The organism is Kineosporia sp. A_224 (genome assembly GCF_002198655.1).
Classification (GTDB): domain Bacteria; phylum Actinomycetota; class Actinomycetes; order Actinomycetales; family Kineosporiaceae; genus R-H-3.
In genome coordinates this window covers 23749-34640 of record NZ_MWLN01000195.1, presented here as the reverse complement: position 1 = coordinate 34640, position 10892 = coordinate 23749, and the positions used below count along the sequence as shown (strand labels likewise).

The following is a 10892-nucleotide window of genomic DNA, read 5'->3' as shown; positions in this document are numbered from 1 at the left end:
GAGCCGACCGACCAGCCGACCGACCAGCCGAGCGGGACCGCACTGCCGACGCTCACCCCGGCACCGCGCCCGAGCCGGCCGGCCGCCGACCTCGACGCGCTCGCCCGGCTCGTCGAGGCGGAGCACGCCGCGGTCTTCGGCTACGCCGTCGTCGTGCCCCGGGTCCGCGACGGCCGCCGCAAGCGCGCGCAGGCCCTCTGGGCCGCGCACCGCACGAGCCGCGACGTCCTCGAGGCGCAGGTCGTGGCCGGCGGCGCCGAGCCGCCGGCCGCGCTGCCCGCGTACACCGTCGACGTCCCGTCGAGCGCTACCGGCGCCGGGGACCTCGCGGCGTCCCTGGAGGCCGGGGTGGCCCGGGTCGCGGTGTGGGCCACCGGCCGCGGCGGCAGCGACGTCCGGGTCCGGGCGGCGAACCTCGCGGTGACCGCGACCCGGCGCCGGGTCGAGTGGTCGGGAACGGTCCCCGCCTTCACCGAGTGACCCGCGCGGCGGCGCGTCAGCGGCGGACGAGCACGTCCCAGCCGAGCCGGACGACGAGCGCCGCGACGACGACGAGCAGCACCGTCCGGACGAACCGCGACCCGCGCGCGACCGCCGTCCGCGCCCCGAGGTAGCCGCCGAGCACGTTCGCGGCCCCCATGAGCAGCCCGGTGCGCCACAGCGGCGCCCCCTGCGGGACGAAGACGACGAGCGCCCCCAGGTTCGTCGCGACGTTGGCGATCTTCGCCGTCCCGCTCGCCTCGAGGAACGCGTAGCCGAGGACGGCGACCAGGGCGAGCACGAGAAAGGCCCCGGTGCCCGGCCCGAAGATCCCGTCGTAGAACCCGAGCCCGACCCCGACCCCGGCCGCCGCCAGGGTGTGCCGGTGCCCGCTGTGCCGCAGCGCGGTGACGGCACCGAGGTCGGGGCGGCGCCACGTGTACAGCCCGACCGCGACGAGCAGGACGAGGACGAGCGGCCGGAACACGGCGGCCGGTAGCAGGCTCGCGCAGGCGGCCCCGGCCGCCGAGCCGGCGAACGCCGCGCCCGCGAGCGGCAGGACGGTCCGCAGGCTCGGCCGGATCCGGCGGGCGTACGTGATCGACGACGTCGTCGTGCCGCAGATGCTCGCGAGCTTGTTCGTCGCGAGGATCTGCGCCGGCGAGGCCCCGGGCAGCCCGATGAGCAGCGCCGGCAGCTGGATGAGCCCGCCGCCGCCGACGACCGCGTCGACCCAGCCCGCCGCGAGCGCGGCGACCGGGAGCCAGAGGTCAGGGCTCAGCGCGGGCCCTGCGGCACGCGGGCGACCCAGCCGTCGACGACGTCGAGGATCTCCACGAGCCGCTGGACGACGGCGTCCGGCTCCACGTCGACCGGCACCTGCTGGTCGGCGGGGATGTCCGAGTGCGGCACGAGGATCGCCCGCAGGCCGGCGCGCTGGGCGCCGTGGACGTCCTCGTAGGGCCGGTCGCCGACGTAGACGCAGGCGCCCGGGTCGCTCTCCCCCACCGCGGCCATCGCCGCGGCGAACGCCTCGCGGTGCGGTTTGGCGTGCTCGATCTCCGAGCTGTAGACCGAGCCGTCGATGAGGTCGAGGACGCCGTCCCGGGCGAAGACCCCGTCGTGGTACTCCCGGGTCCAGATCGTGTTCGACAGCACGCCGACCTTGATCCCGCGCTCCTTGAGACCGTGGAAGAGCGGCGGGACGTCGGGGTCGGTGAAGGTGTGCGGCTCCCAGAACTCCTCGTACGCCGTGTGCGCGGCGCTGTGGCCCGGGTGGTCGGACCGCACCCCGGCCTCGGCGAGGATCTCGGCCATCCGGGCGCTGCCGCCCTCGTCGCGCTGGCGCAGCCAGGCCCGCTTCTCGGCGGCGAGGATGCGGTCCGCGAGGCCGTCGTCACCGAAGTGCTCGGCGAACGAGCGCCACTGCGACGCGATGTCGACGGTGTGCCAGGGCGTCAGCGTGCCGCCCCAGTCGAAGATGACCGCGCGGAGGGCGCCGCTGCTGGCGTGCGCGTCAGCCACGGACGACGGAGACGAGGTGGTTCACGACCTCGGCGACCGGGACCTCGGTGCGCTCGCCGGAGCGGCGGTCCTTGACCTCGATCGTGCCCTGCTCGAGGCCCTTGCCGACGACGACGATCGTCGGCATGCCGAGGAGCTCGGCGTCCTTGAACTTGACCCCGGGCGAGACCTTGCGACGGTCGTCGTAGAGCACCCGGACGCCGGCCGCCTCGAGCTCGGCGCAGACCCGGTCGGCCTCGGCGAAGACGGCCTCGTCCTTGCCGGTCGCCATGACGTGGACGTCGGCGGGCGCCACCTCGCGGGGCCAGACCATGCCGAACTCGTCGTGGTTGGCCTCGACGACGGCGGCGACGGCGCGCGAGACGCCGATGCCGTACGAGCCCATCGTCACGGTGACGAGCTTGCCGTTCTCGTCGAGGACCTTGAGGTCGAGGGCGTCGGCGTACTTGCGGCCCAGCTGGAAGATGTGGCCGATCTCGATGCCGCGCGCGATCGTCACCTCGTGGCCGCAGTTCGGGCACGCGTCGCCCGCGCGGACCTCGGCCGCCTCGACCGTACCGTCGCCGTCGAAGTCGCGGCCGGCGACGAGGTCGAACACGTGCTTGCCGTGCTCGTCGGCGCCGGTGACCCAGGCGGTGCCGGGGACGACGCGGGGGTCGAGCAGGTAGCGGATGCCGCTGGTCTGCTTCTCGCCGAGCACTCCGGGCCCGATGTAGCCCTTGACGAGGCTCGGGTGCTTCGCGAAGTCGGCGGCCTCGAAGGGCTCGACCTCGGCGGGCGAGACGGCGGCCTCGAGGCGCTTGAGGTCGACCTCGCGGTCGCCGGGCAGGCCGACGCACAGCGGCTCACGGGTGCCGTCGGGCTGCACGAGCATGACGACGACGTTCTTCAGGGTGTCCGCGGCGGTCCAGGGCCGGCCGTCGGCGCGGGGGTGCTTGTCGTTCGCGACGTTGACGAGTGTCTCGATCGTCGGGGTGTCGGGGGTGTCCTCGACGTGCGCCGCGGGGACACCGTCCCAGTTCTGCGCCGGGGGCACGGGCGTCGTCACGGCCTCGACGTTCGCGGCGTAGTCGCACGACGTGCAGCGGACGAAGGTGTCCTCCCCGACGGGCGTCGGCTGGAGGAACTCCTCGCTCTTGCTGCCGCCCATCGCCCCGGACATCGCCGAGACGATGACGTAGTCGAGCCCGATCCTGTCGAACGTCTTGATGTAGGCGTCGCGGTGCCGCTGGTAGGACCGCTCGAGGCCGGCGTCGTCGACGTCGAAGGAGTAGGAGTCCTTCATGACGAACTCGCGCCCGCGCAGGATGCCGGCGCGGGGCCGGGCCTCGTCGCGGTACTTCAGCTGGATCTGGTAGATCGCCAGGGGCAGGTCCTTGTACGAGGAGTACAGGTCCTTGACGAGCAGGGTGAACATCTCCTCGTGCGTGGGCCCGAGGAGCATGTCGTTGCCCTTGCGGTCCTTGAGCCGGAAGAGGTTGTCGCCGTACTCGGTCCAGCGGTTCGTCGCCTCGTAGGGCTCGCGGGGCAGCAGCGCGGGGAAGTGCACCTCCTGGAACCCCGCGGCGTCCATCTCCTCCCGGACGATGCGCTCGACGTTGCGGTAGGCGAGGTAGCCGAGCGGCAGCCAGGAGTAGATGCCCGGCGCCGCCCGCCGGACGTAGCCGGCACGGACGAGCAGCTTGTGGCTCGGGACCTCTGCGTCCGCCGGGTCCTCACGCAGGGTGCGCAGGAACAACGACGACATCCGCAACAGCACTGGGACCTCCTGGAGAAGTGACCCCAGAAGGCTACCCGCGACGGCGGCCCCCGCCTGACCGGTTATCCGGCGGCGGCCCGGGCGAGCCGCTGCGCGGCCGCGCGGACGGCGTCGCGCAGCTCGGGCGGGTCGAGCACGTCGAGGTCCCAGGGCAGGGCGGCGAGGTGCCCGACGAGCTGGCCGAGGTCGTGCGCGCCGGTCGTCAGGAGGCAGCGGTCGCCGTCGGCCTCGAGCCGCGCGACGGTCGCCGGGACCCGCGCCGCGACGTCCGCGACGGGGGCGTGCACCCGCACCCGGGCCTGCCACCGGTAGGGGGACGACGTGACGGCCTGCCCGACGAAGGCGGCGGCGTCCGGCGGGTCGTGGCGGGTGAAGCCGAAGGTCGTCACGTGGAGGTCGGCGATCCGGTCGACGCGCAGGGTGCGCCAGTCCGCGCGGGCCGGGTCGAACCCGAGCAGGTACCAGCGCCGGCCGACGTGGACGAGGCGGTACGGCTCGACGTCGCGCTCCCCCGTCGCGCCGCCACCGTCGGTGTAGGTCATGCGCACCCGGACGGCGTCCCGGCAGGCGGCGGCGAGCGCCGCGATCCGGTCGGGCGGGACGGCCGCGTCGCCGCTCGGCAGGGCGACGGACGCGGTCTGGACGGCGGTCAGCCGGTCCCGCAGCCGGGCGGGGAGCACCGGCTCCAGCTTGGCGAGGGCCCGGGCCGCGGCCGCGGCCATCTCCTCCCCCGGCGCGGTGCTCAGCGCCGCGGCGACGGCGACCGCCTCGTCGTCGTCGAGGAGCAGCGGCGGCAGAGCGGCGCCCCGGCCGAGCCGGTACCCGCTCTGCGCGGTCGCGTCCACGGGGTAGCCGAGGCTGCGCAGCCGGTCGACGTCGCGGCGGACGGTGCGGGTCGTCACGTCGAGCCGGGCCGCGAGCGCGGGGCCGCTCCACTCCCGGTGCTCCTGGAGGAGCGACAGGAGCCGGAGCAGCCGGGCCGAGGTCTCGAGCACCCGGCCAGTATGTCCGCCCAGGCGGACCGCACCTGTCCGCCTGGGGCCCTACCGTCGTCCGCATGACAGAGACGACGAGCGCCCGTACCGCGACCGGCCTTGACTGGAACGCCGCCCTGCTCGACCAGCTGACCGTCCACTGGGAGAGCCAGCTCCGGCCGCGCCTGGCCGGCCTCACCGACGAGGAGTACCTCTGGGAGCCGGTGCCCGGGTGCTGGAACGTCCGCCCGCGCGGCACGTCGACCGCGCCCGTGCAGGGCGGCTCGGGCGCGATGGTCATCGAGTTCGCGTTCCCCGCGCCGGAGCCGGCGCCGGTGACGACGATCGCGTGGCGGCTCGGGCACGTGCTCGTGGGCGTCCTCGGCGCGCGCAACGCCTCGCACTTCGGCGGCGAGGCGTGCGACTACCTGACCTACGACTACCCGGCCACGGCGGACGAGGCGCTGGCCCGGCTCGACGACCAGTACGGGCAGTGGGTCGCCGGCGTCCGGTCGCTCGGCGGGGCCGACACCCCCGGCGACGGGCTGCTGCGCCCGTGCGGGCCGGCCGAGGGTCCGTACGCCGACCTCTCGATGGCCGGGCTCGTGCTGCACATCCACCGCGAGCTGATCCACCACGGGGCGGAGGTCGCGCTGCTGCGTGACCTCTACGCGGCCCGGCAGTGACACCCGAGCCCTCGGCCGACCTGTGAGGCGCGCACGTGTCGGTGCATCGCGGAGGGGGTGCACACACCCGTTCCCATGCACCCACGGCTGCACGGCCGAGCAGGTCGGCGCCGTGCAGCGATGGGTGCGTGACTGCGGGGGCTTGTGCCGTGGGCGGAACCTGCGCCGTGGCGCGGACGCACGAGACCTGCGGCGGCTCAGAACAGGACGGTCGCGAACGTCCCCACGCGGCGGAAGCCGACCCGCTCGTACGTCCGCACGGCGCGCACGTTGTACCCGTTGACGTAGAGCGTCACGAGCGGCGCCACCTCGGCCTGGACGACGCGCGCGACGGCGGCCATCCCCGGGGCGGCGAGGCCGCGGCCGCGGTGCCGCGGGTTGACCCAGACCCCCTGCACCTGGACGGCGCGCTGCGTCACCGAGCCGAGCTCGGCCTTGAAGACGACTTCGCGGCGCCCGCCGGCGCCGAGCACGCCGGGCGCCCCGGGCACGTCGTCGATCCGCACGAGGGAGCGGCCGCCGGCGACGAGCGAGGTGACCTGTGCGTGGTAGAGCGCGCCGCCGTCCTGGGCGACCGGCGAGTAGCCGACCTCCTCGGTGAACATCGCGACGCACGCGGGGACGACGAGGTCGAGCTCGTCGAGCCGGCTGCGCCGCACCCGCGGGTCGGGCGCCACGACCGGCGGGCCCTCGAGCGCCATGAGCGGCTGCTCGGCGCGGACCTCACGGGCCGGGCCCCAGTACCGCTCGAGGCGGCGCCACAACGCGAGGACGGCGTCAGCCGGGCCGACGATCGAGGAGCAGTTGCGGCCCTGCCGGCGGGCCCGGTCGGCGAACGCGTCGACGGCCTCCTCGTCGGCCTGGACCGGCACGAGGTTCGCCCCGGACCAGCACAGCGACGCCAGGCCGTGGCTGTCGTGGTAGCCCCAGAGCTCGCCGCCGCCCGCCCGGTTGCCGAACCCCGGGCCGCTCAGCCGCGCCGAGACGAAGAGGTTCGCCGCGACGTCCCGGTCGCACACGGCGAGCGCCTCGGCGACGTCGTGGCGGTCCAGGAGCCGCAGGGAGGAGCGGAGCACCCTCGCATCCTCCACCGCGCCCCCGCCCCAGAGCGAGAGGCCTCGCCCCGATCGGCTCAGCCGTCCCGTCATGCCTGCCCCGTCACCGTCGTCCGGACCACCCTCGCCCGACCATTCTGACAGCCGTCGCGCGGACGTCCCGTCGGCTCGTCGGCGGCAGGGTCTGCGGGCGGTTCAGCCGACCGTGACGGACGGCGCGCCCTCGCCGGCGGTCTCGCCCATCTCCTCGGCCAGGCGCATGGCCTCCTCGATGAGGGTCTCCACGATCTGCGCCTCGGGGACCGTCTTGACGACCTCGCCGCGGACGAAGATCTGGCCCTTGCCGTTGCCGGACGCGACCCCGAGGTCGGCCTCGCGGGCCTCGCCCGGGCCGTTGACGACGCAGCCCATGACGGCGACCCGCAGCGGCACCTCGAGGCCGTCGAGACCGGCGGTCACGGCGTCCGCGAGCTTGTAGACGTCGACCTGGGCCCGGCCGCAGGAGGGGCAGGAGACGATCTCGAGCTTGCGGGGGCGCAGGTTGAGCGACTGCAGGATCTGGATGCCGACCTTGACCTCCTCGACCGGCGGGGCCGAGAGCGACACCCGGATCGTGTCGCCGATGCCCTGGCTGAGCAGCGCGCCGAAGGCGACGGAGGACTTGATCGTGCCCTGGAACGCCGGGCCGGCCTCGGTGACGCCGAGGTGCAGCGGCCAGTCGCCGGCCTCGGCGAGCAGCTGGTACGCCTTGACCATGACGACGGGGTCGTTGTGCTTGACGGAGATCTTGAAGTCGTGGAAGCCGTGCTCCTCGAAGAGCGAGGCCTCCCAGACGGCGGACTCCACGAGCGCCTCGGGGGTGGCCTTGCCGTACTTCTCGAGGAGCCGCTTGTCGAGCGACCCCGCGTTGACCCCGATCCGGATCGAGACCCCGGCGTCACCGGCGGCCTTGGCGATCTCCTTGACCTGGTCGTCGAACTGACGGATGTTGCCCGGGTTCACCCGGACCGCCGCGCAGCCGGCGTCGATCGCCGCGAAGACGTACTTCGGCTGGAAGTGGATGTCCGCGATGACCGGGATCTGGGACTTGCGGGCGATCGCGGGCAGCGCCTCGGCGTCGTCCTGGCTCGGGCAGGCGACCCGGACGATGTCGCACCCGGCGGCCGTGAGCTCGGCGATCTGCTGGAGCGTCGAGTTGACGTCCGACGTGAGCGTCGTCGTCATCGACTGCACCGACACCGGGGCGTCCCCGCCGACGAGGACCTTGCCGACCGAGATCTGCCGGGACTTCCTGCGCGGGCTCAGCACCGGCGGCGGCAGGGCGGGCAGACCGAGGTTCACGGACATGGGGTGACTTCGCCTCTCACGGGTGGTCGTGCGGGCGTCGGACGGCGCGCGCACGGGTCCCAGTATCTCCCGGCGGGGCGCGCGCCACCCGCCGAGTGCCGGATCACGCCGCCGCTGCGCCCCGCCCCGGCGGCCGTCGTCCTCTGGTGCGTCGCGCACCGCAGGGGCTGCGTCCTCTGGCGGGATACGAACCCGACGTCGTCGTCCTCTGGCGGATCACGCACCGAACCCGGCCCCGTCCTCTGGTGTCGAACGCACGCAACCTCGTCCTCTGGTGAAGGAAGCACTCCAAAAGTGAGTTTTGGCGTGCTTCTTTCACCAGAGGACGACGAAGCGTGCGTTTCGCACCAGAGGACGCCAGCACAACGTGCGTAACCCGCCACAGAACGCCCGGCGCGAGGTGCGCAACCCACCAGAGGACGCAGCGAGAGGTGCGTATCCCGCCAGAGGACGCCGCCCCACAGCGAAACCGCGCCGAGGCAGAGCCTCCGTCAGCCGGTGATCCGGATCGGGTTGACGATGTCCGCGTAGATGAGCAGGACGGACATCCCGAGCAGCAGCGAGGCGACGACGTACGTGAGCGGCAGCAGCCGTGCGATGTCGACGGGCCCCGGGTCCGGGCGGCGCAGCGCCCGGTTGACCCGGCGGCGGACGGCCTCCCAGAGCGCGCCGGCGACGTGCCCGCCGTCCAGCGGCAGCAGCGGGACGAGGTTGAAGAGGAAGAGCGCGAGGTTGATGCCGGCCACGATCTGGACGGCGCCCGCGACCTTGTCGGAGAAGTTGATCGGGTTCTCCGGCGTGCCCTGGACGCTCGCGATCTCGCCGACGATCCGGCCCGCGCCGACGACGCTGATCGGGCCGTTCGGGTCCCGCTCGCCCTGGAAGGTCGCGGCCTTGACGACGCCGACCATCTTCGAGGGGATGTTGACGATCGCGGCGGCGGTCTGCGCGATGAAGGTGCCGAACTGGCCGGGGACCTCGGTGAGCGCGAGCGTCTCGCGGACCGTCGTCGGGGAGACGCCGAGGAACCCGACGGGGACGAGCACGTACCGGCCCTGGTCGTCGACGACGGGCAGCCCGTTGCCGTCGAGCTTGTACCGGTTGTCCTTGATGAGCGTGACCTGGAGCGGCACCTGCGCACCGGCCCGCTCGACGACGAGCGGCAGCGTGCGGCCGGGGTTGGCTCGGATGAGGCCCTGGAGGGTCGACCACTCCTCGATCCGGGTGCCCGCGAACGCGACGATCCGGTCGCCGGGCTGGATGCCGGCCGCCACCGCGGGCGTGGGCGCGCTCGTCGCGGTGCACTGCGGCGCCGCGGCGGCCTGCTCCTTCTTCGACGCGGCCACCGGCACGACGCACTTCGACACCGTGTCGACGACCGGCGTCTCCCGGGACAGGCCGTACGTCGTCCACAGCAGGGTGAAGAGGACGGCGGCGATGAGGAGGTTCATCGTCGGGCCGCCGAGCATGACGACGACCCGCTTCGGCACCGAGCGCTGGTAGAAGAGCCGGTCGGCGTCCTCGGGCCCGATGTCGCGCTGGGCGTCGTTGCGGGCCTGGTCGACGAGCATCCCGAGCCGGCCGGTGGAGTCGACCCGCGCGGGCTGGCCCGGCTTGGGCGGGAACATCCCGAGCATCCGCACGTAGCCGCCCAGCGGGATCGCCTTGACGCCGTACTCGGTCTCGCCGCGCTGCCGCGACCACACGGTCGGGCCGAACCCGACCATGTACTGGCTGCACTTGATCCCGAAGCGCTTGGCGGGCACCAGGTGGCCGACCTCGTGCAGGGCGATCGACGCGGCGACGCACACCGCGTAGAACGCCACGCCGAGGGCGTAGATGCCGACGGACTCCACTACCGGTCCACCTCTCCCCCGCCCGCCGCAGCGACGGACAGCACGTCCCGGGCCCGGTCCCGGGCCCAGGCGTCGGCGCCGAGGACGTCGTCCAGCCCGAGCGGCCCGGTGGCCCCGTCGTGGTCGTCGACGACCGCGGAGACGGTGTCGACGATCTCGACGAAGCGGATCCGGCCCTTCAGGAAGGCGTCGACGCACACCTCGTTCGCCGCGTTGTACACCGCAGGATACGTCCCGCCGAGCGCGCCGACCTTGCGCGCCAGCCGGACGGCGGGGAAGGCGTCGTCGTCGAGCGGCTCGAACGTCCAGGTCGCGGCCCGCGTCCAGTCGCAGCCGGCCGCGGCGCCCTTGACCCGTTCGGGCCAGCCGAGGGCCAGCGCGATCGGCAGCCGCATGTCGGGCGGCGAGCACTGCGCGACGGTCGAGCCGTCGGTGAACTCGACCATCGAGTGGACGACGGACTGCGGGTGGACGACGACGTCGATCCGGTCGTAGTCGATCCCGAAGAGCAGGTGCGCCTCGATGACCTCCAGGCCCTTGTTGACCAGGGTCGCCGAGTTCGTCGTGATGACCGGGCCCATCGCCCATGTCGGGTGCGCGAGCGCCTGCTCCGGGGTGACGTCGAGGAGGTCCTCCCGGGTCCGGCCGCGGAACGGGCCGCCGCTCGCGGTGAGCACGAGCCGGGCGACCTCGTCGGCCCGGCCGGCCCGCAGGCACTGCGCGACGGCGCTGTGCTCGGAGTCCACGGGGAGGATCTGGCCCGGCTTGGCCGCGGCCGCGACGAGCGGGCCGCCGATGATGAGCGACTCCTTGTTCGCGAGCGCCAGCAGGCTGCCCGCCCGCAGGGCGGCGAGCGTGGGCCGCAGCCCGATGGCACCGGTCATCCCGTTGAGCACGACGTCCGCGCCCGACCCCGCGACGGTCGCCGCGGCGTCCGGGCCGGCGAGCACCTCGACCCGGCCGGCGCCACGGTCCGCGAGCGCCTGCCGCAGCGGCTCCTCGGCCTCGGGGCGGGCGACGGCGACGGTCCGGACGCCGAGCGCGGCCGCCTGGTCGGCGAGCGCCTCGACCCGGGTCCCCTCCGCGGCGAGCGCCCCCACCCGCCAGCGGCCGGGCCGGTCGAGGACCACCTCGACCGCCTGCCGGCCGATGGAACCGGTGGACCCGAGGACGACGACCTCACGCACGTTCGACACGCAGGGATTGTCACA

General features: G+C 74.1%; 10 protein-coding genes. 2 read left to right on the top strand and 8 right to left on the bottom strand.

Annotated features, from left to right (window positions below):
* Positions 1–480, top strand: a 480-nt coding sequence (locus EDJALFJO_RS22695) for a DUF4439 domain-containing protein (protein ID WP_088288596.1), incomplete at its 5' end; no start/stop codon positions are given.
* Between the two features lie 16 nt (positions 481–496).
* On the opposite strand, the gene EDJALFJO_RS22690 is transcribed toward EDJALFJO_RS22695, so the two are convergent.
* From EDJALFJO_RS22690 to EDJALFJO_RS22675, 4 genes are all read right to left on the bottom strand, one after another.
* Positions 497–1261 (bottom strand): TSUP family transporter, encoded by a 765-nt coding sequence (locus tag EDJALFJO_RS22690; protein ID WP_088288595.1) that lies wholly within the window; start codon positions 1259–1261, stop codon positions 497–499.
* The gene (locus tag EDJALFJO_RS22685) at positions 1258–2004 is read right to left on the bottom strand and encodes an HAD family hydrolase (RefSeq protein WP_088288594.1); all 747 of its coding nucleotides are present in this window, start codon (positions 2002–2004) and stop codon (positions 1258–1260) included. The genes EDJALFJO_RS22690 and EDJALFJO_RS22685 overlap by 4 nt, the downstream gene beginning before the upstream one ends.
* Complete coding sequence (locus EDJALFJO_RS22680; protein ID WP_088288593.1) at positions 1997–3763, bottom strand: proline--tRNA ligase; 1767 nt, start codon at positions 3761–3763, stop codon at positions 1997–1999. Before EDJALFJO_RS22680 ends, EDJALFJO_RS22685 begins: the two co-directional genes overlap by 8 nt.
* A 62-nt stretch (positions 3764–3825) precedes the next feature.
* Positions 3826–4758: a YafY family protein gene (locus tag EDJALFJO_RS22675; RefSeq protein WP_088288592.1), complete on the bottom strand. Its 933-nt coding sequence runs from the start codon at positions 4756–4758 to the stop codon at positions 3826–3828.
* A 62-nt stretch (positions 4759–4820) separates the two neighbouring features.
* On the opposite strand from EDJALFJO_RS22675, the gene EDJALFJO_RS22670 reads away from it, so the two are divergent.
* Positions 4821–5423 (top strand): DinB family protein, encoded by a 603-nt coding sequence (locus tag EDJALFJO_RS22670; protein ID WP_088288591.1) that lies wholly within the window; start codon positions 4821–4823, stop codon positions 5421–5423.
* A gap of 197 nt (positions 5424–5620) precedes the next feature.
* On the opposite strand, the gene EDJALFJO_RS22665 is transcribed toward EDJALFJO_RS22670, so the two are convergent.
* The 4 genes from EDJALFJO_RS22665 to dxr form a co-directional block, all read right to left on the bottom strand.
* On the bottom strand, positions 5621–6499 hold the full coding sequence (locus tag EDJALFJO_RS22665) for a GNAT family N-acetyltransferase (RefSeq protein WP_233149988.1): 879 nt from the start codon (positions 6497–6499) through the stop codon (positions 5621–5623).
* A gap of 174 nt (positions 6500–6673) precedes the next feature.
* Positions 6674–7825 (bottom strand): flavodoxin-dependent (E)-4-hydroxy-3-methylbut-2-enyl-diphosphate synthase, encoded by a 1152-nt coding sequence (gene ispG / locus EDJALFJO_RS22660; RefSeq protein ID WP_088288589.1) that lies wholly within the window; start codon positions 7823–7825, stop codon positions 6674–6676.
* 491 nt (positions 7826–8316) lie between these two features.
* Positions 8317–9681 carry an RIP metalloprotease gene (locus EDJALFJO_RS22655; protein WP_198950557.1) on the bottom strand — a complete coding sequence of 455 codons (1365 nt, stop codon included), beginning with the start codon at positions 9679–9681 and terminating at the stop codon, positions 8317–8319.
* On the bottom strand, positions 9681–10877 hold the full coding sequence (gene dxr, locus EDJALFJO_RS22650) for a 1-deoxy-D-xylulose-5-phosphate reductoisomerase (RefSeq protein ID WP_088288588.1): 1197 nt from the start codon (positions 10875–10877) through the stop codon (positions 9681–9683). The genes EDJALFJO_RS22655 and dxr overlap by 1 nt, the downstream gene beginning before the upstream one ends.
* Positions 10878–10892 lie beyond the last annotated feature (15 nt).

What these genes read in the sequence shown, in the direction of transcription:
- EDJALFJO_RS22670 (WP_088288591.1), top strand. Translation starts at nt 4,821, where the DNA reads ATGACAGAGACGACGAGCGCCCGTACCGCGACCGGCCTTGACTGGAAC.
- ispG (WP_088288589.1), bottom strand. Translation starts at nt 7,825, where the DNA reads ATGTCCGTGAACCTCGGTCTGCCCGCCCTGCCGCCGCCGGTGCTGAGC.